Annotated in this window: 23 protein-coding genes and 2 pseudogenes; 12 read left to right on the top strand and 13 right to left on the bottom strand. The window is 69.3% G+C overall.

Going from position 1 to position 23402, the window contains the following annotated elements; all coding sequences use genetic code 11:
- The first annotated feature begins 501 nt into the window (after window positions 1–501).
- Window positions 502–1062: a DUF6817 domain-containing protein gene (locus ACZ58N_RS36155; RefSeq protein ID WP_471169024.1), complete on the top strand. Its 561-nt coding sequence runs from the start codon at window positions 502–504 to the stop codon at window positions 1060–1062.
- 233 nt (window positions 1063–1295) lie between these two features.
- Complete coding sequence (locus tag ACZ58N_RS36160) at window positions 1296–2069, top strand: rhomboid-like protein (protein ID WP_471169027.1); 774 nt, start codon at window positions 1296–1298, stop codon at window positions 2067–2069.
- A 55-nt stretch (window positions 2070–2124) separates the two neighbouring features.
- Here the strand turns inward: ACZ58N_RS36160 and ACZ58N_RS36165 are convergent, their stop codons facing one another.
- The 3 genes from ACZ58N_RS36165 to ACZ58N_RS36175 form a co-directional block, all read right to left on the bottom strand.
- The gene (locus ACZ58N_RS36165) at window positions 2125–4596 is read right to left on the bottom strand and encodes a bifunctional serine/threonine-protein kinase/ABC transporter substrate-binding protein (RefSeq protein ID WP_471169029.1); all 2472 of its coding nucleotides are present in this window, start codon (window positions 4594–4596) and stop codon (window positions 2125–2127) included.
- 135 nt (window positions 4597–4731) lie between these two features.
- On the bottom strand, window positions 4732–5316 hold the full coding sequence (locus ACZ58N_RS36170) for a hypothetical protein (RefSeq protein WP_471169032.1): 585 nt from the start codon (window positions 5314–5316) through the stop codon (window positions 4732–4734).
- 71 nt (window positions 5317–5387) lie between these two features.
- The gene (locus ACZ58N_RS36175; protein WP_471169034.1) at window positions 5388–6242 is read right to left on the bottom strand and encodes a hypothetical protein; all 855 of its coding nucleotides are present in this window, start codon (window positions 6240–6242) and stop codon (window positions 5388–5390) included.
- Between the two features lie 308 nt (window positions 6243–6550).
- On the opposite strand from ACZ58N_RS36175, the gene ACZ58N_RS36180 reads away from it, so the two are divergent.
- Complete coding sequence (locus tag ACZ58N_RS36180) at window positions 6551–6925, top strand: VOC family protein (RefSeq protein ID WP_471169037.1); 375 nt, start codon at window positions 6551–6553, stop codon at window positions 6923–6925.
- Between the two features lie 414 nt (window positions 6926–7339).
- On the top strand, window positions 7340–8116 hold the full coding sequence (locus tag ACZ58N_RS36185) for a hypothetical protein (RefSeq protein WP_471169039.1): 777 nt from the start codon (window positions 7340–7342) through the stop codon (window positions 8114–8116).
- 369 nt (window positions 8117–8485) lie between these two features.
- Here ACZ58N_RS36185 and ACZ58N_RS36190 read toward each other — a convergent pair.
- The 4 genes and pseudogenes from ACZ58N_RS36190 to ACZ58N_RS36205 form a co-directional block, all read right to left on the bottom strand.
- Window positions 8486–8701 (bottom strand): annotated as a pseudogene (locus tag ACZ58N_RS36190) (IS5 family transposase); the annotation flags it as partial.
- A 42-nt stretch (window positions 8702–8743) separates the two neighbouring features.
- Complete coding sequence (locus tag ACZ58N_RS36195; RefSeq protein WP_471169042.1) at window positions 8744–9439, bottom strand: endonuclease domain-containing protein; 696 nt, start codon at window positions 9437–9439, stop codon at window positions 8744–8746.
- Between the two features lie 903 nt (window positions 9440–10342).
- Entirely contained in the window at window positions 10343–10972 is a 630-nt protein-coding gene (locus tag ACZ58N_RS36200) for an HAD-IA family hydrolase (RefSeq protein ID WP_471169045.1), read from the bottom strand.
- A gap of 571 nt (window positions 10973–11543) precedes the next feature.
- Window positions 11544–11720, bottom strand: coding sequence for a CsbD family protein (locus ACZ58N_RS36205; RefSeq protein WP_471169047.1), 177 nt, complete (start codon window positions 11718–11720; stop codon window positions 11544–11546).
- Window positions 11721–11990: 270 nt separating this feature from the next.
- Between ACZ58N_RS36205 and ACZ58N_RS36210 the strand changes: the two genes are divergently transcribed.
- Entirely contained in the window at window positions 11991–12152 is a 162-nt protein-coding gene (locus ACZ58N_RS36210; protein ID WP_053676175.1) for a hypothetical protein, read from the top strand.
- A 777-nt stretch (window positions 12153–12929) separates the two neighbouring features.
- Window positions 12930–13349: a hypothetical protein gene (locus tag ACZ58N_RS36215; protein WP_471169049.1), complete on the top strand. Its 420-nt coding sequence runs from the start codon at window positions 12930–12932 to the stop codon at window positions 13347–13349.
- A gap of 609 nt (window positions 13350–13958) precedes the next feature.
- Here the strand turns inward: ACZ58N_RS36215 and ACZ58N_RS36220 are convergent.
- Window positions 13959–15053 (bottom strand): PI-PLC domain-containing protein, encoded by a 1095-nt coding sequence (locus tag ACZ58N_RS36220; RefSeq protein WP_471169052.1) that lies wholly within the window; start codon window positions 15051–15053, stop codon window positions 13959–13961.
- Between the two features lie 285 nt (window positions 15054–15338).
- On the opposite strand from ACZ58N_RS36220, the pseudogene ACZ58N_RS36225 reads away from it, so the two are divergent.
- The 4 genes and pseudogenes from ACZ58N_RS36225 to ACZ58N_RS36240 form a co-directional block, all read left to right on the top strand.
- Window positions 15339–15590 (top strand): annotated as a pseudogene (locus ACZ58N_RS36225) (transposase); the annotation flags it as partial.
- 49 nt (window positions 15591–15639) lie between these two features.
- Window positions 15640–15951 carry a hypothetical protein gene (locus tag ACZ58N_RS36230; RefSeq protein WP_471169055.1) on the top strand — a complete coding sequence of 104 codons (312 nt, stop codon included), beginning with the start codon at window positions 15640–15642 and terminating at the stop codon, window positions 15949–15951.
- Window positions 15952–16476: 525 nt separating this feature from the next.
- On the top strand, window positions 16477–16899 hold the full coding sequence (locus ACZ58N_RS36235) for a GNAT family N-acetyltransferase (RefSeq protein ID WP_471169058.1): 423 nt from the start codon (window positions 16477–16479) through the stop codon (window positions 16897–16899).
- A 455-nt stretch (window positions 16900–17354) separates the two neighbouring features.
- Entirely contained in the window at window positions 17355–17636 is a 282-nt protein-coding gene (locus ACZ58N_RS36240) for a hypothetical protein (protein WP_471169061.1), read from the top strand.
- Between the two features lie 69 nt (window positions 17637–17705).
- Here the strand turns inward: ACZ58N_RS36240 and ACZ58N_RS36245 are convergent, their stop codons facing one another.
- Window positions 17706–18143 carry a glutaredoxin domain-containing protein gene (locus ACZ58N_RS36245; protein ID WP_471169064.1) on the bottom strand — a complete coding sequence of 146 codons (438 nt, stop codon included), beginning with the start codon at window positions 18141–18143 and terminating at the stop codon, window positions 17706–17708.
- Between the two features lie 614 nt (window positions 18144–18757).
- Complete coding sequence (locus ACZ58N_RS36250; RefSeq protein ID WP_471169067.1) at window positions 18758–19084, bottom strand: tetratricopeptide repeat protein; 327 nt, start codon at window positions 19082–19084, stop codon at window positions 18758–18760.
- 752 nt (window positions 19085–19836) lie between these two features.
- Here ACZ58N_RS36250 and ACZ58N_RS36255 point away from each other — a divergent pair.
- Window positions 19837–20031, top strand: coding sequence for a hypothetical protein (locus ACZ58N_RS36255; RefSeq protein WP_471169070.1), 195 nt, complete (start codon window positions 19837–19839; stop codon window positions 20029–20031).
- A 281-nt stretch (window positions 20032–20312) separates the two neighbouring features.
- A complete protein-coding gene (locus ACZ58N_RS36260) occupies window positions 20313–20696 on the top strand; it encodes a hypothetical protein (protein ID WP_471169073.1) in 384 nt (127 codons plus the stop codon).
- A gap of 258 nt (window positions 20697–20954) precedes the next feature.
- On the opposite strand, the gene ACZ58N_RS36265 is transcribed toward ACZ58N_RS36260, so the two are convergent.
- The 3 genes from ACZ58N_RS36265 to ACZ58N_RS36275 all read right to left on the bottom strand — a co-directional run bounded on the left by ACZ58N_RS36265 (window position 20955) and on the right by ACZ58N_RS36275 (window position 23043).
- Window positions 20955–21155 carry a hypothetical protein gene (locus ACZ58N_RS36265; protein ID WP_471169076.1) on the bottom strand — a complete coding sequence of 67 codons (201 nt, stop codon included), beginning with the start codon at window positions 21153–21155 and terminating at the stop codon, window positions 20955–20957.
- Between the two features lie 335 nt (window positions 21156–21490).
- Window positions 21491–21703, bottom strand: coding sequence for a hypothetical protein (locus tag ACZ58N_RS36270; RefSeq protein WP_471169077.1), 213 nt, complete (start codon window positions 21701–21703; stop codon window positions 21491–21493).
- Between the two features lie 449 nt (window positions 21704–22152).
- Window positions 22153–23043 (bottom strand): terpene synthase family protein, encoded by an 891-nt coding sequence (locus ACZ58N_RS36275; RefSeq protein WP_471169080.1) that lies wholly within the window; start codon window positions 23041–23043, stop codon window positions 22153–22155.
- Window positions 23044–23402: the final 359 nt, after the last annotated feature.

Here is a 23402-nt window from a genome sequence, read left to right on the forward strand (position 1 = left end):
GCACTCGGCCTGCTCGGACCCGCCCACGACCTGTGCGCCGTGGGCTGCTGCCCCGCCCGCGCACCACGACCGGCGGCCGCCGGCGCCGACAGTCCCTTCACACCAACCTCCCTCGATCGTGGAGATACCTCGGGGTCGCTTCGACAAGACTGAGGCGGCGACGGGGCCGGGTCATCCAACGGGCCCGGCCCTGAGGCTCCTGCCCGCCCTCCGCCCTCCGCCCTCGGCCCTCTCGGCCCGGATACCGGGCCGCCCCCACCCAGATCGGCGGACACCGACCCGACACCGGCCCGACCCTGCTCCTCATGGCCAACGCAGACCATTCGATCGTGCCCCCGTCAGCCGCGCACGCACGCGCCCAACGGTCGCCGACCCCGTGCATCCGGCCGCCGAAGAACGGTGGCTGCGGGCGGGGCGCGGGGGGATCCCGCCGGCATGAGCCGTGTGTCCGCATACCGGTCCTCACCCACGTTCCGTGCGCGACCTCGTCATGATGGGCGCATGATGCACAGCGACGACACCCACACCGACTCGCCCGCGATAGCACTGCTGAAGGAGCTGGGGGCCGAGACCACCAAGCACTCCGGCGGTACGCTCCTGGCCCACCTGCTGCGCGTCGAGGGGCTGCTCGCCGACTGGGGAGCCCGGCCGGTGCTGCGGACCGCGGCCCTCTGTCATGCCTTCTACGGCACCGACGGGTTGCCCCTCGCCCTCCTGGAACTGTCCGACCGCGCCCGCCTCGTCGAGGCGATCGGCACCGAGGCGGAGGAGCTCGTGTACTTCTACGCGAGCTGCGACCGCAAGGCCTCCTACCCCACCATGGCCGCCCCGGAAGGGGCATCCGTGACCTTCCGGGACCGCTTCAGCGGCGCGGAATTCACCCCGTCCGCGCAGCAACGTCGTGACTTCGCCGAGCTCACGGTCGCCAACGAACTCGACCTGGCCCGAGTGAACGCCTCGTTCCGCGAGCGCAACGGGGCCGGCCTGCTGGAACTCTTCACACGCTGGACCCCCCTCCTTTCGGATGCGGCCCGCCGAGAGGTGACCGCCGTCCTCGGCTGACCCGTCCGGGTCCGCCGACCGTGACGGCGCGCGCGTCGAGGCCGACGCTCGCGCCGCTCACCCCGGAGCCCTGCTCGAACCCCCCGGTGGCGTCGTCCCCACCGTGAGCGCAGGCCATCCGACCGCACCCGCGGCCGGCCCACGACGGTGAGGCCGGCAGCGCTGCCCCGACCGCGACGGCTCCAGGCACCCGCCGGCCCCCACCCCGGACTCGACCTGCAGAATACGACGGTATGAACTCCCCCTCACCGTCCACCCCTTCGGGCAGGCTCCTCCGGGCTCTGCGGGACTACCCGCGCCGTGCGCCGTTGACCCTCGGCTACGTCTGCCTGCTACTCGTCGGCCACGTCTGGGTCGTTCACGTGCTGTCGACCGATCGGGCCGCCACCGTGCTGGGCCACGTCAGCACCAACGTGGACAACCTGCGGGACCATCCGTTGTCCGCGCTGCTCGGCAGCGTCCTCTTCTTCGACGGCACGCTGACGGACGTCACCTCCGCCGACTTCGTCGGCACCCTGATCACCCTCGGACTCGGCGTCGGCTGTTTCCTGGCCTGGGCGGAACACCGATGGGGTAAGGCGCGCGCCATCGCAGTGTTCCTCGGCGGACACATCGCCGCCACCCTGCTGACCGCCGTCGTCATCACCATCGCGCTCCGCAACGGCTGGTATCCGACGTCCGTACGGCAGTCCTTGGACTACGGGGTCAGCTACGGCGCCCAGACCGTGCTGGCGCTCGGTACCCTCGCCCTGCCGCGCCGCGGCCGCCTTCCGTGGGCCGTGTTCGTGCTCGCCTGGCCCCTCGGCGGCATCGAATGGAGCGGTCCGCTACCGGACTTCACCACCATCGGCCATCTCACAGCGGCAGTCATCGGCTTCGGACTGCTGGCCGTGCCTGCCCTCAGGCGGCGGGTGCGCGCCGCCGACCCGTCCACCACCACGGGCACGACGGAACGGCGCCGCCGGCACGATCCGGAACAGAGAGCCCCCTCCCGACCGGTACGCTGACCGGCCCCGTCGGGAGCGGGAAGCGCGCCCGGCACTCAAGAGCGTGCCGAACGCGTCAGCGGGGGGAGGCCCCGCTCGTCACCAACGCCCAGGCACCGTTCTTCACCGCGTACACCGTGAGTCGCCGGTTGACCGTGTCGCCGTTCCCGTCGAAGGCGACACGGCCCGTGACACCGTCGAAGGACTGCCGGGCCACGGCCTGGGGCAGTTTCGCCCGGCTGTCGGAAGGGAGGGTTCCTCCGTTGGCCGCGACGACGGACTTCACCGCCTCGATCAGGGCCCACGTCGCGTCGTAGGCGTACGGGCCGTACCAGCCCGCAGCCTGCGGATAGCCCGCGTTCCGGTACCGGGCGAGGAAGTCCTGGCCCGCCGCCGACTCCTCGGCGGGCACCCCGATGTTGGTCGCCAGGTCGCCCTCGGCCTTCGGGTTCGCCGTCAGGTACTGCTGGTCGTAGATGCCGTCGCCGCCCATCAGGGGGACGGCCACCCCAGCCTGCTTGAGCTGCTGGGAGAGCCGACCCGCGGTGTCGTAGTAGCCACCGAAGTAGACCGCGTCGGCCCCCGATGATCGGGCACGCTCGGCGAGCCCCGCGAAGACGAGTTCCGCCGGGTGTACCTGCTCGCTGCCGACGACGGTCCCGCCGAGCCTGCGGAACTCGGCGGTGAATCCCGAGGAGAGGGCGGTGCCGTGGGCGCTCGTGTCGTCCACCACGTAGAGCTTGGTCTTCTTCGCCTTGTCGTGCAGGTACTGGGCTGCCATCGGGCCCTGGTCGACGTCCGACGCGACTGTCCGGAAGTACGTGGAGTACGGGCGCGACGTGGTACCCGCCGCCCAGTCGGGACCCAGCGTCAGTACGGGATTGGTGTTGGCCGGGGAAACGACGGCCATGTTCGCCTGCGCGAGGGGCGGTACCAGCGTCCGGCCAACCACCGAGTTGAGGGGACCGACGACCCCGAGCACCTTCCGGTCCGACACGAACCGGGCGGCGTTCGCCTCGCCCTTGGCGGGATCCCCCGCGTCGTCCAGAGCCTGGATCTCGAAGGTCACGCCCGGGACGTGCCGGGTCTCGTTGGCGGTCCTGACCGCGAGGTCGGCGGAGTTCTTGATGCCGACCCCCATGGCGGACATCCCGCCGCTGAGCGCCGCGTCCACGCCGATCACCACGGTGGTCGAGGAGACAGCCTTGCCGTTCCCCGTGGCCCCGCCCCCACGAGGTGAGTCCTCGTCGGCGTTGAGGGTCCAGGTCAGCACGGAACCGACGGCGAGCGTGGCCAGGGCCGCGCCCAGCACCACCGAGCGCCGGGTGTAGGCTCCCCGGCCGGTGGACGTACGGCCGACACGGTCGCGTTCGGTTTCCGCCGTCCCCAGCGTGACGGAATCCTCCACCCGAGGTACGCGCTCGGGCTCAGGGGCCGGAGGGTCGGACGGTCGGTCCGGAGCCGGGCGCCGCGGCACGTCGCCGCCGGATCCGGAATCCAGGACCGTCGCGGTCCGGGGCACGGGAGTCCCCGTCGACACCGGCTCGGGCCGGCTCGGAGCGGAACCGGACCCCGAGGGCCCGTCCGGAACGGGACCGGACGCCGACCCCGCTGATCCGTCCGGGACCGGAACGGGAGTCACCTGCGGCTCCACCGGCGGCGGGGGCGTCACTTCCGGTTCTTCGTCCGGACCGTGTCCGGCGGAGGCGTCCGCACCCGACCCCGAGGGATTCAGGACCGACGCCAGCATCCGCGCCGCCTCCGCCGCTCCCACACGCTTCGCCGGATCCTTGGTGAGGAGCGCGTCCAACACGGGCGCCAGCGGTCCCGCGTGGACCGGCGGCCGGTACGGGCGGGTGAAGACGGCCACGGCCAAGGCGTGCAATCCGTCCGCGGCGAACGGCGGGTGACCTTCGACGGCGTGGTAGAGGGTGGCGCCCAATGCCCACAGGTCGTTGGCGGGCGTCGGACGCTTGCCCTCCAACTGTTCCGGAGGCATGTACTGGGGCGTCCCGATGACGATGCCGCTCTGGCTCAACTTGGTCGTGGCGTCGGCGAGGTGCGCGATGCCGAAATCGGTGAGGACGACGCGGTCCTTGACGAGGAGCACGTTGTCCGGCTTGATGTCGCGGTGGATGATCCGTGCCGCGTGCGCCTCGGTGAGCGCGTCGAGTACGGCCGCCCCGATCTCCGCCACCCGTCGCACCGGCAGCCGGCCCCGGCTGCGGATCGCCGCGGCCAGGGATTCCCCGCGGATCAACTCCATGACGATCACGGGAGATCCGTGGTGCTCCACGACATCGTGGATGGTGATGATTCCGGGGTGGCTGAGAGTGACCGCCGCCCGGGCCTCGCCGGTGAACCGCCGCAGCAGTGCGGCGCGGTCACCGTCGTCCATCCCCGGCGGGAAGAGGATCTCCTTCACGGCGACCTCGCGCCCGAAGAGCTGCTGGTCCAGGCCACGCCAGACCCGGCCCATACCGCCTTGGCCGATGCGTTCGACCAGCTGGTACCGGCCGGCGATGAGTTCGGGATTCTGCTCGGTCACGCGCACACTTTAGATCCTGATGAGCCGCTCGGGTGACGAAAGGGCGGCTCGCCCTCCGGTCCGGGCAGCGGGCCCGGACGCCCGCGGTGAGAAGGCAGACCCGCACAGACCTTCTTTCCCCGCCTTCGGTGAGGTTCAGCCGATGCGGACGGTGACCTGGGGGAGGGGAATGTCGGCGAGGTTCAGTTGGATGCCCGTGAAGGACAGGTGGGTCTGCGAGTCGGCCAAGGGGGTGTCGGACGGAGTCTGGGTCCGTGCGCGCGTGCTCACCACCAGGAACCAGCCCCCACGCTTGTAGCTGCGGGAGTCGGTCGAGCCATCGGGGTTCGGGTTCAGCGTCCACCCCTGGCGCTCAAGGTCGGCGCAGATCGCGTTCATTTCCGACTGCGCCGCGGTCTTCTCGCGGACGACGATCCATCCCGTCCTCTTCGAGTCGGCGCCGGCGGCACCGGTCGGGATGCCCTGCGCCGGGTCGAGGTGCGCCGCGCCGACCGCGGTCCGGATCACTTCGTCCACGGCGTCCCGGGTGAGGGGCGGTGACGTGGACTCGGGTGCGGGCGCAGCCGTCGACAGGGACGGCGTGGGATCGGCCACGGGCGCCCCCAGGTGGACGCGCCCGTCGTCGCCGATCTGCACGTGGTCCGGCAGGAGCACGGCGGCCAGACTCACGATCAAGGTCGTGGCCAGCCCGATCCACACCCTCTTCAACAGCGCGTTCAATGCGAAACTCCCCCGAGTGATCATGCAGAGGGAGGAGTCTCACACACTGTTCGGCCGCAGGCACCCCAGATTCATGCCCGGTGCGGGGAGACGGCGTTGGCTTCGACAAGGGTGGGGTGTTTGGTGTCGAATTCTCCCGGGCGGGACGCGACGGAATGCGTAGCCGTTGAGCCCACCATCGGCGGTCCCGCTCGGGGCCCTGGGTGCACGACGACTGCTTCTGCCTCATGCCCCGGCGTCAGCCGGGTCGGTCCGCCGGGGGCCGGAGTGACGGAAGCGGAGGCCGTCAGGGCCGAGAGCTCCAGGGACCTCAGGATCGCTTCGCGGTCCGCCGGCACGTATTCCTCCGCGGCGGCGGCCGCGTCCAGCACCTCGCGGATCTCGGAGGCCGTGAAACTGCGCCCCTCGGCCGCGGCCAGCAGGTCGTCGGCCCGTCCGCGGGGCAGGCCGCGTTCCGAGGCGATCAGGTCCCGAAGGGCTTCCTCGCGCACCGCGAAACGGCTCATTCCGCAGTCGAGACCGTCGTCGTCCAAGTCGTCCGGGTAGGGCGCGCGGGCCCAGACACCGTTCTCGAACCAGTACACGCAGCCCAGCTCCCAGCCCTCCAAGAGCTCCCGCAGGTGCTCGTACGGCAGCCAGTCCGGGGCCTGCGCCAGCATGTCGATCGCGGGCTCGTGCCACTTCACGGCACTGGACTCGTCCTCGCCGTACAACAGGTAGCGGCCCTCTCCCATCTGCTGGAACGTCCACCAGGTGCAACCGCGGTCGTCGAGGTGCAGACCCTCGCCGTCGATCCACGTGCCTACGCGCCGGACCCGGCCCTCCGCCTCCGCCTTGGCCTCCAGCACGGAGGCCAAGGCCCAACGCGCCCACAACACCTCTGCCGCCGGCAGGTCCTCCGGCCGGCCGGGCCTGTCGATCGCCATTCCGCTCCCCAGTCCGTCCAGTCCTCGTACGACGTCCCGCATGGTCGCCCACGTAACGGTGATCGTAGAACAGCGCCGGGACGAACCCTGAACGGTGGCGACCCGAGCACCGACGGGGGACACTTCCTCGACGCTTACGCACACACCACCACCCGCACGCGGATCGCCCGGCCCGACACGCCTGCGCCGAACTTTCCGCAGCAAGCGCCGGCCCGGCGGTATGGGGCATGGGAGGCGGGGCGGGGGGTAGGCCCTTCCGCAGATGAGGGCCGTGGTGACGCCGCCCCGGAACCGAAAGGATGATGTAGGTGATTCGGAAGCTGCAGGCGGTCGCGCTCGACTGTGCCGATCCGGTACGGCTCGCGGAGTTCTACGCCGCCCTCCTCGGCGGCCGGGTCGTGATCGACCCGGACGAACCGGACTGGGTCGAGGTGCACGGCTTCGAGGGGACGCCTCTGGCATGCCAGCGAGTGGACGGCCATCGGTCGCCCGAATGGCCCGGTCAGGAGCGCCCGCAGCAGATGCACCTGGACTTCGACGTCGACGATCTCGACGGCGAGGAGGCGCGCGCACTGGCCCTCGGGGCGACCCTGCTGGAGCGGACGGACCAGGTCCGTCCCGAGGCGAACTGGCGGGTCTACGCCGACCCGGCAGGCCATCCGTTCTGCCTCTGCCTGCATTGACCGGGCGCGCCACCGGCGCCGAATGAGGACCCTGGACCAGGTTGTTCCGCCTCCTGGCGGGCACCGCCGGTGTCGTCGACGCTCCGGGCGGTTGTCAGGGCCCGGGCGCTTGTCGTGCCTGACCAAATGGCTGACCGTGCCTTTTCCCCGCATGAGGTGAACAGCGCCGTCGCCCGTGGCATGTTTCCCCCCGCCGGGTTGCGGATGCGGGCCGGGACGTTGCGGCGTATGCCGCAGTTCTGCCGGCTCGGCCATGACCCGTGTGAGCCGGCCGACGCCGAACGCCGGCTTCTCCGTACTTCCGTGGATGGCCCGCCCGGGGAGCGTGGGCCGCCGTCGAGGAGGATGGAGGTGAGGTCTGCATGTTGAGGTGTGGGCCTTCAGACATTTTTCGACGGCAGGAAGAAGTCCCCCATGACTGCACAGCCCGCACGTCCTGGACGCAGAGGTTCAGCTTCCCTCTCCGCCATGGTTGTTGAGCCGTTCAAGCCTTCTCTCGTCAAGGCGGTATTCCGGGAGGTGACCTCGATGCAGGTCTCCCGATCGGCCACGTGGGCCGCCGCGTCGGTGACGCGGACAGTCTTGACGGGGATCATCGACGGGGCGAGGGGATCGGCTGCGGAGGAAGCGCGGAGAAGGCTGTGCCCCGAGGACCTGGTGCGGGCGATCGACCGCAACGTCGAGCTTGAGGTGGCGTGCGATTGGTATGACCACAGCCCGACGTTCAAACACCTCAACGGTGTCATGGACGACGCCGATGACGTCATCACGTCTCCTCCCCGACGCGGCAGATCACGCAAGCCGGGTGCTGTCGCGGGCGCTCATAGGTTCGAAGCCGGGATCAAGAAGCTGCTGCGGAGTAGGGGAGTGACGGCCGTTCCGGCGATGGTCCGAGACCTGGACGGGATCGCGAGCGTGTTCCTGACGGCTCTTGCCCGGGACGCGGCCATGGTCGTCCGCGAAGGCGGGATCAAACGATTCGGTTCGGTCACCCTCGTGATGCCGGGTCAACCGGTCGCGTCCCCGGTTCTGGGGAACCCCTTCGAAGATCTGGCCGTCCGTAGCGGCGACGGGCGGACCATCGGGAGGGAGGACATCCTGGCCGCCACCACGATTCAGTTGTTCGGCGAAATCCGGCAGCGGGCCCTCACGGAAGCGCGGGTAGCGGCGCAGAACACTGCAACCGGCTGAGGGAGGCGTCGCACCGCCGGCGCCGCCTGCGTCAACACCCGGGGCGCTCACGCCGGTCGGGGCTGATCCGGTGGCCGGGATCAGTGCCGACGACCCTTGGCCCGGTGAGCAGAGTCCCTGAGAATCGGTCCGGCGACCCGCCCGGAGACTCCTGGAGAAGGGCTTCGGCTCCTCGCTGGTGTTCCCGATCGGCATCGACGCGGGCGTCTGCGTCCTGCTGAGGCCGGACTGCTGATGACCTGGACGCGGATCCCCATCGTCATCGGCCAGGCCCGTCGACCGACAACTGGCCGACCGTCCGCCGGACCGAGTGTTGAGTTGCTTGAGATGAACTGTTCCTGCCGGTGGGCGAGGGGCGTGGACGGCGTTCCAATGTGGGTGGTCGTGGGGGAGGTGGCGCCGGGGGATGCCGGTCCGGTTCGCGTAGGGAACCGCGTCCAGCAGGCTCCGCAGATCGTGGTCGGCCCGTCGGCAGGCGTAGCCCCCGCGGCTGCGGCGCTCGGACCGCCACGTGGCCAGGGGCGGCTTGACCAGTTCCCGCCGGGCGTCCGACACGGCCCTCGGGCAAAGGCGGCGTTCGGACACGGTCCGGGGCCACCCGTCTTCAACTGCTCTGCTGGTGTTCGGTCAGAAGAGCTCCAGGCCTTCGCCTCTGGTATCGGCGATCACGGGCCGAGGCACGGCGGGAAGGCCGTCCAGACGGTCGGGACCGGCCGCCGCCGCTATCTCGGGGGCGGTTTCCGTCAGCCAGGCGCCGAACCGCTCGGCGGCCTCCCGGTAGGGCACCCGTGCCAGGACGCGGTGCTCGCCGAAGGGGCAGAAGTCGACGGAGACGGTGAGCAGGCAGGAGCGGGGTGTGTTCTGGCTGCCCGTCCACGAGACGCGCAGCACTCCGCAGGGCTTGCGTCCGCGAGCTCCGGGATGGGTGGGGCGCAGGGTGCGGGTGGCTGTGTGGGCGGTCCATGCGGCGAGGTGGGGCAGGGGCAGGGTGGTGCGGGTGCGGCATCCCGGGCAGCGGTGCCAGTGGCGCAGCCAGTCGATGGTGTCGGTGTCGAAGAGGCGCTGGTAGCGGGTCGCGACGCGGATGTCGTTGTCGTACAGGTGGTCCGGGCGCTCCAGTGTGTTGCAGGACGGGCAGAGTGGGCCGCGTACGTAGCCGTGTTCATGGCAGTGATCCAGCACAGCCGCCGGCACCGTGCCGCAGACGGCACACACCCAGCCGGTCACCTGGCGGGACATACCCGGCTTGCGGCTCAGCACCGAGTACAACTGACCCCGCAGTTCCCCCGTATACGGGCGTGGCGGGACGACTGAACCGCTCATGCCCGTTGTGGACCGGCGGTCGGTGGCTTTGGGCTCCCGGCGGTGTTGTTCGGTGGGAGCCGGGTCCGGCCGCCAAGCCGGCGTGGTGTTGAGCCACTCGGTTTCGGTGTGCTCGGCGGAGTCCAGCAGTCTGACCACGGCGTGCGGAAGCCACCACGACCGCTCCGCCCCGTCACGGGACCGCTGCACCAGCAGCCGCCTCCAGTCGACCCCGGCCAGATGGGACCGCGGTTCGTGCGTATGGCCGGCGTGGCGTCCAGGGCGATCGGCCTCCTGCAGTTCCCGGATGACGCGCCGGCGCCAACCACGAAGCGTTCCAACCGTGCGCTCCGGCTTCGGCACACCGCGGAAGGGACCGATACGAACCAGGTGCCGTGGGTCCATCTCCACAGCGTTCCATGCCGCCGCCGCCCTACGCACCTCGGCCTCAGGAACCCTGCACTGGCCGTCGCCCGGTATGAGCAGTTCCACCACACACGTACCGAGGACGACGTACCGCACCGGCCGGACAGCGGTAGGAAAGCAGGTGAACACCGCGGAAGTCGTTGGTATCGCGTGACCGGCCGTCAGCTCGGCCCAAATACCGTCGGCGACGGACAGAGAGACCAGACCATCTGCTCGGCCCGGGACAACACGCTCAGACATGCCAAAAGACTAACGACCGATCTGGAGGAGACGGACCTCAAAGGGTGCGAGTAGCCCCGCCAGGACGTCAATCGCAGCTCCCTGACGGCGCAGAGAGCAATTCCCTGAGGTAAAGGAAGGAAGCCGCCACCGACTGGACCTCGAAGGGGGACAAGAGTGACACGGCCATGTCCACCGACTGACCGGCCGCCGCTGCCCCGCTTCCCGCCCACGTTCGATCCCTCGGTGGGTCGGTGCTTCGATTCCGTCTCCGTACGGTCAGGCCGCTTCGTCCAACGGCATGCCCAGAAGGGCCTCAAGCTGCGAGATCGTCTCCTTCGGCTGCTTCGCGTGGACTCCCGCGAAGCCGAGGGCGTCGGCGGCCCGGACGTAGTCCTCGGTGTCGTCGACGAAGACACACTGTTCGGCGGTCAGGTCCATCGTCTTGAGCATGACTCGGAAGATGTCCGGGTCGGGCTTGCGCATGCCGTGGAGCTCGGAAATGACCACGTGGGAGTAGAGGAGGTCGAGGTCGTACCCGTCGTACAGGTCCCAGGGCGCGAGCCCGACGCTGTTGGAGAGGATCCCGACCGTGATCCCGGCGCGCTTCGCGGCGGCGGCCGCGTCGATCATTGCCTGCTGGGGCCGCAGGTCGGCGAAGATCCGCCCCATCAGGTTGTCCGGGGAGACGCCGAGCTTGGGAGCGGCGGCCTCGTTCCATTCCGTCTGGATGATGCCGCCGCGCTCCAACTCGTGGGTGAGCCGCACGCCCTCGGCATCCATGTACAGCGCGTTGATGCACGCGCCCTGCGGCAGCCCTTCACGCTGTTCGAACGCGAGCACCGCCGGCAGCAGCGGCGTGGTGAGCACCCCTCCGAAGTCGAGGACGAGGCCGGTGCGGTGAGGCATTGCGAGAACTCCAGCGGGATTCGACGAACGGAGGAGAGCACCTGGCCTGCACGCCGTCAGCGGGCCGCACGTCGTGATCAGGCCCGGTTGCCCAAGGGGAGGAGGTACGGCGGTGCGCGCGCAGGCACCTTCGCCTGGCACACCGTACCAAGCGGCCGGCGGGGGTCGGGGTGGGCCGTGACCGGCCACGGCCCAGGCCCTTGGCTTTCCCTTGCTGACAAGTACGTGTGGGCCCCTCCGGGCGGGGCGGCTGCTGGGCCGCGAGCGCAACCCGGGCCGATCTGACCACAGAACAGGCAGTGGCTGCACCGGGCCTCAACGAGGACGCCCCCCGCGCTGTCCTTGCCCGCCCTCGGCGGCTGGAACCCGATACAGCTGATCCGGCTGCCCTCCACCAGGGTCGCCGAACCGTGGCCAGGACGGCGGCGCCGCCCGACGGAGGCCGCGTCCGTGGTGCCGTTGTAGTCACACGTCCGACGCCGAGGGCCTCAAACTGGGCCGGGCCCCGACCAGGGGGGAGTGGTCGGGGCCCGGCGGGCGCAGCAGCCGAGGGCTGTGTGTGGTGTGTGGTTCAGTGGTGGCGGAAGGTGTCCTTGATGTCTTCCTTGGCCTGGCGGGCGTTGCCCTTGGCCTGGTCGCCTTGGCCGTCGGCGGTCATGCGCTCGTTGCCGGCCATGCGACCCATGGCTTCCTTGACCTTGCCCTTGGCCTGCTCGGCGTGGGCCTTGGTCTTCTCGGTGCCCGACATGGGGACCTCCTCGTGTAGTACCGGGTTGGTCGTGATGACTCGCCTGCTCACGATCTGCGGGTCCAAACCCCAGGACCCGCGGCCCCGCGGCCGGTCGAAGCCGGAGTCCCTTGCTGCCGGTGGAAGGCGGCCGATCCGGCGGGTGGGGCATTGCGATGGGGCTGGATGGGGGCGCCCGCGTATGCCCGTCTGCGTGGATAAGAAACAAATAAGGATCATGTGCATGGGTGGGGGAGTGCGGGGCAGTCGCTGCCTCGGAGGTTGATAACCATGGTTCCCCTGCTTCTTGTTCTTCTGCTCGCTCTGATCCTGTTCGGCGCCGGCTTCGCGGTGAAGATCCTTTGGTGGGTCGCGATCGCGGTGCTGGTCCTGTGGCTGGTCGGGTTCGTCGCCCGCCCGAAGGGCGGTAGCGGCCGCTGGTACCGCTGGTAGCCGCCCCGACAGCCCGTCACGTGCCGGTGGCCCCCTCCGGGGGGCCACCGGCACGTGTGCTTCCGGGCTGGAGCAGGCGCGTCCGTGTGCAGTGGTGCGGAGGAGCCGGGTAGGGATGGATGGGGAAGTGGGGTACTTGGCGTGATGTCGGGGCGGCTGCCGTGCTGCAGCAGGAGACCTGTTCGCCTTCACGCCGGCGGCTGCCGCGCCACGACGCCCTTCCAAAGCAATCTCGCGGCATCGGTGTGGCCGCGGCTTCCCGGTCCTGGACCGCCACGTCACCTTGGCAGACGCTCCTTTGCCGTTGTTCCAGACGTGGGCTGCGCGTAGCTGGAGCACGCTGGTGGCGGTGTTGATGCCCCTCCCGGTTTGCACGGTGCGGGTCTTGCTCGCGCCAGGGTGAGGGTGGTGATGACGTGTGGGTGGCCGGCACGTCGGTGAGGGGCCAGCCCTTGAGATCGATCGTGTCCGGGGTGCCGTTGGTGATATCCGTACCGATTCCAGGTTGAGCGAGGTGTCGGCGTTGCAGGCGGTGCCGGGGCAGGTGTACCCCCTGCCCAAGGCCGTGTTCGTCGGGAATGTCGGGGGGAGTTACGCAGCCGTGTGGGCCGGATCGGCGGACCGGCCGGCGTGGGGTCATCCGGAGGTACGAGGGGTTTCGTGCATTCGTTCCCATTGTTCCGAGGGTTGTGTGGTGGGCGACGCCCCGAACATGCTGGGCTGCCCACCCCCTGTCATCCGCAGGATGACGGGGCCGGACGCAGATGGGAGCTCATCGTGAACCGCTCGATCCGCCCGAGACGTTCGGTGTCTCTTCTCGCCGCAGCCGCACTGTTCTCACTCGGCCTGATCGCCTATCCCTCATCGGCCCAGGCCTCGGCGAGCGGATGCGATCCATGGCCGCTGCCGCCTGTGCGGGTGTTGTGCGCCTCCGTCAGCGGTAGTGGAACCTACGTCGATCGTGTGGACTTTCAATCACCCCTGTCCTCGTTCACGTGTGGTGCGAAAGGTGCCATCCGTTTCTACGACACAGCCGGCAGCCTCTACCACCAGGAAACCCGCCAAACCCAGAATGGATGTACCTGGGGCGACGGCTTCGCGATCCACCCTCGCAAGCACATGCGGAAAGGCAAGGTTTGCTCGGTACAGCTCATCAATGGCGCACAGCGGGCGGGAGTCTGTCACAAGATCACCTGATGTGTTGGTTCAGGGGTGACGTGCGGAGTCTGGGTGCCTGCGACCGGCACGTCTGCCGGGTTCGCTTCGGCGTACCTCTTGCTGTTGTTCGTCATGTGCCCATGGCCTCGCAGGCGGTGCGTCAGACGTTTGCTTTCGTGTCCGCATTGGTTCTGTGCGCCGGTGAGGGCCTCGACGGCTTCATCACCTGTCCGGGTGAGGGGCCTGGGGGTCTCGGCCGTGGTGATCTGGATGGGCATCGCATCGGTTCGCGGGGCGGCCGTTCGGCTGGTGCTATGCCCCGGGCTCGACGCTCGACCAGGCGCCTTGGTGGCCCGCTCCACCGGCTGCGGCTGGGATTCGCTTCATACCGCTCCTCGGCACTGAACCGGTCCCGGGCACGTGGCAGGTTGTCGGTCATCCAGCCCGCCGACGCTGCTTCCGTCTCGGACGGAGTCACCATGTTCTCGCTGTTCACAGCGCCACCCACCATGATCGGACTTGCATCGCCTGCCTTTTGCAGCCCGGGGCCAACGGGGTGGATACCCAGACGTCGGCCGCGGCGCTCCCGATGCGTGAGATGGGCATGGGAGCGACGCGGTCGGTCCGGCAGCAGGGAGGACGGCCGGCTCAGTTGCGGGCGTTGAGTTCGGCGACGATCGAGGCTGGGGTGTGGCCGCTGGTATCGGACAGCTTGTGGAAGTCGACCGACACGAAGTTGGGGTCCCGGCCACCGGCGGCCGGGCGGCACTGCTGGTTGATGCGGTCGCGTAGTTTGCCCCCGTTGTCGAGGACGGCGTTGATGACGGTGGGTACGTTCCGCTGGTGGCTCATGGTGAAGAGCCGCCGGAAGCCCGGTTCCTGACGATCCAGTGGTACGTCGGCCCAACGGGTAACGCAGGAGACGTCGTTGCCGAGGTCGCCGAGGCTCCAGTAGTTGCTGACGGTCCAGGCCTTGTCGTACATGACCCCCAGGTGCTCGCGGTCCCCCTCGTCGCTGAAGATCAGCAGGCGCTTGTTGGACGCGACGAGATCGGTCATCTTCGGCCAGCCCTGCTGGCGTACGTTCCAGGCGTCGGGGCGGAAGAGAACCTGTTCGAGGCCGCGGACCCGGTTGAGCGAGTTGCCGAGCTGCTGGGCCGTGACGTAGTCCTCCAGGAAGATGCTCACCACTTCCTGGGGGTTCGCGGCGAGGAAGTCCACCACGGTCTGCATGCTGCCGTGGAAGGACTGTCGGGGCAGCGCGTACGTGACCCCGGCGAAGGTCTTGCACTCGCCGTGGCATAGGTAGACATCGCTCTGGTAGCAGTCGCTGCCGAAGCTGACGACGCAGAGCCACCGACTCTTCTCGTACCAGTGCGTGTCCAGGCTCAGACCGCGCACCCCGTTGTCGAGCTGGTGGCGTATGGACTCGGACTGGGCCACCGAAGTCCAGCGGGAGTCCTCGTAGTTGGTGAAGGCGTTGTGGGTGGCCAGGAAGGAGACCTCGTCGAGCCGGCGGTCCCCCCAGCGTGTTCGGGCCTGGGCCGCGGCGGCGTCGTTCGCGTTCGCGGCCAGGGTTACGGGAAGGGCCGCGCGCGCGGGTGCGGTAGGCGGTGCAGCGGTCGCCAGGCCCGGTGCGGCCAGCAGGCTCAGCAGAAGCAGGATGACGAAGGAGAGTCGTCCGGCGGCACTCTGCGGGAAGGCGGTTCGGGCGCGGCCGGGCCTGACACCCCAGATCGACATGTTCAAGATCGAAATACCTCCGAGCGTAGCTAGAGGGGGCGGCAGTTGCCCCCTGCTGGAAGGTGATGGCTCATCTGTTGCGGTAAATCGATGAGACTTCGGGCTTGGCGCTGAGGAGGGCGGGCCACGCCCGGCGGCCGGACCCGGCCGCGTATCCCCTGCCAACGGCTTGGACGGCAGGAACTTACTGACCGGTCAGTCACATGCATGGTCTACCGGCTCGGACGGCGCCTGCACAAGAGTCAGGAACTCATCTCATTTGGCGGTTTGGTTGGGGTGTCGTTCATGGTGGGGATCGTTGAGCGGCTGGGTCCGGATGAGTTGTGGGAGCCGTTCCAGCGGGTGGTGCCTGATACGCCGTCGCGGCCTCAGGGTGGCGGTCGGCGTCGGCATGGAGACCGGGAAGTGCTCGCGGCGATCGTGTTCGTCGCCACTTCGGGTTGCACCTGGCAGCAGCTGCACTCGGCGTCGTTCGGACCCTCCGGAGCGACCGCCCGTCGGTGCTTTCCCGAGTGGTCGAAGGCCCGGGTGTGGGCCCTGTCGGTCTTGGTCCGGGTCCATGTAGCGTCAGCACCAGGGGGATGGGATGAACTTCGATGAGAACGAACCGCAGTCTGTTCGGGAGGAGCGTTTCGCCGCCGAACGAGCTGAAGGCAGAGCGGCACGCAAGGCTGCGTCACTCGACTTATGGGGTGCACATGTCGGCGCCGCCATCGTGACCGTCGCCCTGGTCCTTCTCGCCTGGTACGGCAAGCTGGTCGCTCTGGGCGTCGTGAGCGGGATCCTTCTGCTCTGGTTCTCCGCAGCCCTCGCGTGGGCCTACGTAGATGGGGACCATGGCAGGCATGCACTCCAGCGCGCGTACAACGTCACCTTCGGATGGGGCGACGGGTTCTGAGCATCAAGCACTTGTGGGTGACCGCGGTCAGTCCCGGGTGTGCTCATGGGAGGCCGGCCGGCCCGGCGAGAACAACAGCGGGTAGTACGCCTGGTCATGAGGGTGATCGCAGCCCCAAATGATCAATGATTCCGAGTGTTGGATGGACACCCGCCGGACCGCCCGCAACGCGCACGCGGTGTGGGCGTCCCTCCTCGGCTCTGACCCGGAGGTGGCCCGCCGGTTCGTCGGCCGGTTGGAGGATACCCTCTCCGCGGTGGGGGAGGCCGGTCCTGCTGGGCATGTCGAGGAGCGGTCGGAGGTGCCCATCGCGACGTCGTGGCCCTGTGGTGAGCATCTGCGCGGTGGGGGAGGAGCAGGTGCCCACCGGGTGACGGCCGGGGCCGCTCACCGGGCCGGCCGCCGCCCCCGGAGTAGCCACGGCGGCCCGGCAGGCCTTGGTGTACCTGCCGGGCCGGGGTGGCGATGTCTCGCGGGTTGGAAGTCCGTGGCGTGCCATCGCCCTGACGTGCTTGGCTCCCGATCATGACTGAGTTGAACCTTAGGGTTGCTGCACCGGCCGATGCCGAAGAGGTTCTGGCCTTTTGGAAGGGAGCGGCGGAGGGCACGTCGATCACTGACGACGTGGACGGCGTGACACGGCTCATGGCACGTGATCCAGAGGCTCTGATCCTCGCGGAGTCCGACGGGCTGCTGGTGGGGTCCGTGATCGCCGGCTGGGATGGTTGGCGCGCCTCCTTGTATCGGCTCGCCGTGCTGCCCTCCCATCGTCGGCAGGGGATTGCCTCAGCGCTCCTTGATGCGGCCGAACGGCGTTTCGTGGCAGTCGGGGGCCGTCGGGGTGACGCGATGGTCCTTGAGGCGAACGAAACGGCGCAGCGGGCATGGGCCGCCGCCGGCTACCAGCGTGAGGATCACTGGCGGCGTTGGGTGAAGCCGTTCACGTAGGCAGGGGCAAGGTCTCCTGAAAGCCATGCGAGGAGCCGAAGCGATGACTCGTCCCCGTCCATCACCGCCAGGTCGTGGGACAGGTCCCGGCTCTCCGGTGGGCGCCTGCCGTAGCGATGCCGGAACGCGGGCCGCCACCGCCCGATGACGGCCCGCACCGCTGCCTGCTGGCTCGACGGTGTCCGGGACCCGGACAGCCGGTCCGCTACCGCGCCACTCGACCAGGCCGTCGTCGGGCGGGGCGATTTGGTCGGGCCGAGGCCAGCTTGGCTGAGGTGTTCGAGAAAGGCCGACCACCAGCAGCAGCGGCATGCAGTCGAGTGCGGAGTCAACCGACCCAGTCGCCCCGCGCTGTCGCCATCGGATATGAGAAGGTCGCCGTCCGCTATGAAGCGACCGGTCTGGTCACCGTTCACGAGTGGCTGTGGCAGGCCTCCTGTTGAGACCATGCGCCGGTGAACTCAGAACTCCCCGCCGGATGGACGATCGAACGCGTGCGTGCCGTCTCCGGAGACCCAAGCGCCGTCCTTCTTTCCCTCGATCGGCCCGTAATGATCGAGGCAGCGGGGCAGGGGGACTACGAGCCGCTCCGGCCGGATGTGATCCTTGCGTTCCACGAGTTGTGCCTCGTGCGAGACGACGGCGAGTGGTTCATGGGGCAACTAGGCGATGACGGCTCGGCGATCTGCTGGGCCTCCTACGGATCCGACCTTGCCGAGGCCATCCGCAGTCTGTGACAGAACCCCCGCACCGTCAGTCCCTTTCGCCGCAGACCTCAGCGTGTTGTGACGTCGGCTTCGTGCCGATCACGCGGAACGGAAGAGTTGCTCGCGCACCCATACGGGATCGGGGTTGGTGTGGGGCCGGCCTGCCACGATGACGGTCGGTACGGTCTCGTTGCCGTCGTTGGCCGCCCTCACCGCTGCGGCTCCTGCCGGGTCCCGCCAGATGTCGACCCAGTGGGCCTGAGGGGCACTACGGCCCAGCCGGATGCGCAGTCGGATGCAGTACTTGCAGCCGGGTCGCCAGAAGATGATCGGCCGGCCGTCTGCCGCGCTGCGGCGTTGTGCTTCCAGCGCACTGATCGGTTTCGGGAAGATCAGTGGAGAGTTCACGCTTGCGAGCAGCACGAAGACCAGCAGAAAGGCTGCGGCCTGGCCGGTCGCCCCGCTGACGATCAGCCCGGCCGCAAGGACCGAGCCGCAGAGCACCAGCAGTATCGGCAGGATCCAAGCGCGCGTCATGAGGACGAACGCTATCGACAAGACGAACTGAACTTCGAACTGGGTTGCTCATCCGGGCGTTCGCCGGACGTGGGGCAGCCTTCGTCCGGCCGTGTCCTCCGACCAGGGTGCACGAACGACGGAAAGACGTACCGGATAGCAGTCGGTTTGTCGTGCGCGGTGCGTCCCCCCCCGTTCCGGACAGTGCTGTCGGAGAGCGGCCTACGGTGCCTGCATGGGTGGACTCCTGCCGCTGTGCGACGACATCACGAAGCTGACCCCCGTCGAGCCAGCTGGAGGCTGCCACCGAGGCGACGGGCCGTTGTTCGGGTCGGCTCCCGGTTTCCCGAGCCGTCGTGCCCCTCCCCGCATGGGGTGTGTCGGACGGGGAGGGGTGCGAGTTCGCACAGCGCGCACACCCGGTTGGCCAGGGTCTGTTCCCGGTAGGTTGCGGGGAGGTTGGGTAGGGTCGTCAGGCGGTCACAGGGTCTGACGCCGCTCAGGCGCTCTCCGGTCCAGTAGGACGTGATGGAGCGCTCGAAGGGCAGACCCCAGTGGTAGGTCCACGAATCGACGAAGAACAGGTCGTCGGGGGCGGTGCGATCGAGGACGGGTCCTGTCAAGGCCCGTGAAGTTCAGTGTTGTCCGCGCGGCCGCAGCCGGGAAGCCATCTCGTAGATGGCTTCCAGTCGTTGGGACCTGGACTCCCTGGCACGGGTCAAGGTATCCATCGCCAACGGCCAGTCGGAGGATTCCGCGTGCAGGACCCCGACTTGCAGGAGGCTGCAGTGGACCTCCTCGGGCCGGCCGCCCATCTCCGCGCGGCGCTTGTGCAGTCCGACGGCCTGCTCGCGGTCTCCCATGTCGCGCATCGTCTGTGCCAGGTAGAAGACCGTTCTGGAGTTGGACGGGTCCCGCTTCAGTTCCCTGCGGGGCCGTCCGTTGGTGTGTGGTCCGGTCATTCGCTCTCGCGGCCCCGTCCGGAGGCCGACAGCCCGTCACATGGCGGTGGACGCACTCTCGGGTGGGCGGCCACCGCCATGTGAGGCATGTCTTCGGACGCTGTCGCGTGCAGGGGCGCCGGTGGGTGCGGTCGTCGGGCCGGGGGCGGAGCAGGCGGCGAGGCGGCGGGACCGGCGACGACGCGTCCTCTCCGTGCGCGGTACCCCCGGCGCCCTGTGCGGGGTTGGGCCCCGGTGGGAGCGCCCCCTGGTCCCCATGTCCCGGACTGCCCTGCAAAAGGGTCGCGTGGAGGTGGGGAGGACACGGTCCGCCTTGACGGCCCCGGCGCTGATGGATGCGGGTGCTGTGGTGTGTGGACGACAGGGGTGATTACTGGTCAGTAATCAGCGATCTTCGGAGTCGTATATGTCGCCTTTGGTGGATCGCAGCAGCATGGTTACAGGTTTAAGGGGTCGGATTCCTTCGGGTCGAAGGTCTTGAGTGCCTGGCTGGTTGCTTTCGTTTATCTGCAAGTTCAAGTCTTGAGCTCTATATGGTTCAGGTCGTGAAAGATGCGGGGCGGCGATCTGTCCGCCTCGTCCCATATGTTGTCTGACTTTCTGTGAGGTTCATGATGATGAAGCGTCTTGCTGCGGTCGTGGCGGGTGCCGTGGTTGCCGGTGTGATGGGTGCGGGCGTGGCGGCAGCCGACCCGGTCCAGGCGGCCCTCCCGGATGGGGGTGGATCCGCGGTGAAGGAGTGCGTCGTCCGTGTGGACACTGTCGTGCGCGTCTTTCCCACCAGCGGCACGATCGTCGGCGTCCTGAACGCCGGGCAGTCCGTGTGGTCCAAGGGCACGGTGATCCCGCTGATCGGTCCCGTCCAGCACAAGGTGGCTGTCTCCGACGCGTGGACGGGCCGTGTCATGGAGGGCTTCGTGCCCGTATCGGACGTCGACTGCCGCTGAGCGGAACCGAGCCCACGCCGACGATGTCGAAGGCCTCGGACTCCCCGGGATCGGCCTTCCCGCAGGCAGTCGTCTCCCTGCTTTTCCAGCGCTTGGAGTAGGCGGTGGAGGCGGTGTGTTCGCGGGGTCCGGGGTGTGCGCGGCCGTGGCTTGCCGGCACCACAAGGGCGGCCGGGATCCGACTGCTCGCGCGGGGACCGGCGTCCTGATCGTGGCCGCCAGGTGGTTGGCTCACAAACCTCTGGTGAACGCTGTGGGGGTGCGTGGGAGGATGACCGGCCATGGGAGTCCTGCCTGTGCCCTGCCCGCCCGGCCTCGTACCGGACACGACTGATGCCGCGGATCGTGCTGCGGCGTCCCGCGCCGCCCAGGAGGCGGGCGTCTCCTTCGTCGGGATCGCCCGCCGGGCCGGCGCCTGGACGGTGCGGATCGACCGCCATCCTGTGCACATCGTCGGCCACACCGCGGCGCGCTCGGTCCGTCGGGCGGTGAAACACCTCATGTCCGACGGCGCACTCGGTCGGCTGTCGCAGGCGGGCCCGGACGGCCTGCTGCTCCACGGCATTGAGGGCGAGGGTCGGGCCCGTGTGCTGGCAGCGGCATTCCACGCCGCCCTGTACGGGGACGGGACCCTGTTGGAGGACGTCCTGGTCCCCGCTCCCTGAACTGCCATGCAGACACAGCCCGTGGACAGGTGCGCCTCACGGAACCGTCCCGGGGTTCGGCAGAGCCTTGATGCCGTGACGGCTCGGAGGGCCCGGCGCCGGCCGGGTGGGTTGTGGCCGGGACTGTCGCTGCGCAGGGTGCGGCGGCCCCGGCCGTGTACGGGCCCCGCGCCGGGCCGCGCCGAGAGCCGGCGACCTGGTTGGTGTCGATGTGAAGGTCCGTCACCGAGACGGTGACCGGGCGTCGTTGGCCTCGGTTTAGAGGCCCCGGCCGGCGGAGTCGTCGCCGGAGGCGAGGTTGCCGGCGACGGTCGTGCTGTTTCGGAGATCGAGGGTGGCGGCGGAGTCCCCGTTGGCGGCGATGCCCGCGCTCTGTCCGAGGGCGCCGATGAGCTGGTTTCCGGAGGCGAGGGTGTGGTCGAGGGTGAGGGTGCCGCCCTCGGCTGCGTTCAACGTCACTGCGAACCCATCCCTCGTCCGGAGCCCGAACACCGGGATCGCTTCGTGCGGGGCGATGCCCACGAATGCGCGGCGATCTGGCCGCGATGTCGGGACTTTCACCACCGTCCTCCCAGCGAGTCGGAGCGCCGGTCGGTTTGTCCGTCGACCAGTCCGAAGACCGCAATCAGCGAGTTCGGCTGCTCCGGTCGTTCGCGTACGCCTCCCGCCGCGCTGCTGACCACGCAACCCGTTCGGAGTGAACGCCTCTGCCAAGGGCACGCAGTGGTCGACGTCCAGGGGGGCGGAGCGGGAGACGACGACGTTGTCGTAAGCCGAGCGCCAGTAACCCCCTGTCAGCTTGCACACGGCCGCGACCTGCGGGGGCCCACTGCTTCGGCGAGGATCACTTCCTTGCGGGTGTCGCATCCGTCCCCGGAGTTCAGGCCTTGGTTCCAGTGCTTGGACAGGTCCCGCTTGTAGCCGTCGCGGTGTTCGACGGCCACCGGCAGCCGGTCGATCGCCTCGAACAGCGGCAGCGGTGCCCGCAGGGGCGAGCGCGGGCACACCGCACAGCATCACGTCTTGATCACACCGGCATGTGGAGTGGCCCGGACACCCGCCCCGACAGGACTTCGGTGGTCAATTCACCTGTGCGGACAGCCGGATTCATCGCAGAAACATGCCTGCGCCCTCCACCTCGGCTAGGTCGAGGTAGCCGCCCTCGTCGGGCCGCCTGTCGTAGGGCCCCGGCGCTACCGCCCGGATTCGGGCGGCTGGTACGCGGACATGGAGTCCTCTCCGGATCAACGTCCGATCTCCTTTGCCGCCCCGGAGCGTGTCACGTGGGTGACCGTACGATCCGGCAGCCCGGCAGCCCGGCAGCCCGGCAGCCCGGCAGCCCGGCAGCCCGGCAGCCCGGGAGGCGGCGACGCGGTGCTCGGCGCCACCGCTCCTTGGCGGAAGTAGTCGGCACCAGCAGCAGCGGACCGCCGGGCCGGTGGGCCGCCCGCAGGACTCAGCCGGCCAGGCGGGGGAGGCGGGCGGCGGCGGTGCCGAGGCCGGTGGGGCCGGTAAGGGTGCGGCGATGATGGTGGCGCAGGTCGGCCTCGCGATAGCGGCCGCTGATGGCGTGCCAGCGCAGATTGCCGGTCATGGCGGTCCTGAGCCGTTCGACGTGTTCGGCGACGGTCCGCCGTTCTGTGCTGTCGAGGTCCAGGTCGTCGCATAGGACGGGCAGTTCGGCGGTGGCCAGGTGCTCGAACTCGTCGAGACGTGCGGTGGCGAGGTCGGCGACGACCCGGGCCGCTTCCGGGTATCCGCAGTCGAAGAAGTGTTGCACCACGAGCAGGGCGTTGTGGAAGTCCCCCTCGAACTCGATCTCCCGCTGGTACGAGAAGAGATCGTTGACCAGGCCGGCGTGGTCGGCGGCCGTCCGTTCCAGGGATCGCATGGTGCCGCTGTCCCGGACGGCGTCGGGCAGCGACCGGTGCACCCCGCCGCGCAGCAGTGCCGGGACAGTGGTGAGGAATTCGCCGCCGGCGGTCCGGCGGCGCAGTTCGAGGAAGTCCACCGGGTCGGGGAGACGGTGGTGGGCGAGGTTGGCGATCTCGGTCAGCCAGCCCTCGAACAACTCGGCGAGCAGGCCACGCACGGTCTCCCGGGCGGCGGGCGTGAGGCCGGTGCCGACCCGGGACCAGAGGTCGGTGAGCCCACGCTCCAGAGCATCGGCGGGCACGACCGGGACGGTCGGCTCGGGAGCGGTGATCTCCATCAGCCGGGCGGAGGCCAACTTGGCCCCGGCGAGGTCGCGCCGGCATCCGTAGGCGGCGTCGAAGTCGTCCCCGTAGCAGCCCCAGGCGATCAGGGAGGTGGCCGCGATCATCTGCTCGGCGGTGAGGTCGGGCATGGTGCACGCTCCGAGCAGGCCCAGGTCGAAATGGGCGAGTGTCTCCTCGGTTCACACCCGTCGGCCGCCGGCCCGCGGCTCCGGGGCGAACATGCCCATCCGGCCGGCCCATGCAGGCACTTCCCGTCGGACCCGGTCCACGTGGGGGCTGACCCGCACCCGGGCCGGGAGTCGCATTTCGGGCACCTGGGAGGGGCCGGTGGGTTGGTGCGGGACGAAGGCGAAGTTGCGCAGGCGCTTGGCCCCGGTTGTGCTGATCACGCGCTTGATGTCCATCGCCGAGGTGCCGAGCGCACCCAGTGGCAGTGGCAGTGGCAGTGGCAGTGGCAGCGGCGAGCCGGTCTGCGGGCCGCCGTTCA

The organism is Streptomyces sp. NPDC040432, assembly GCF_055595445.1.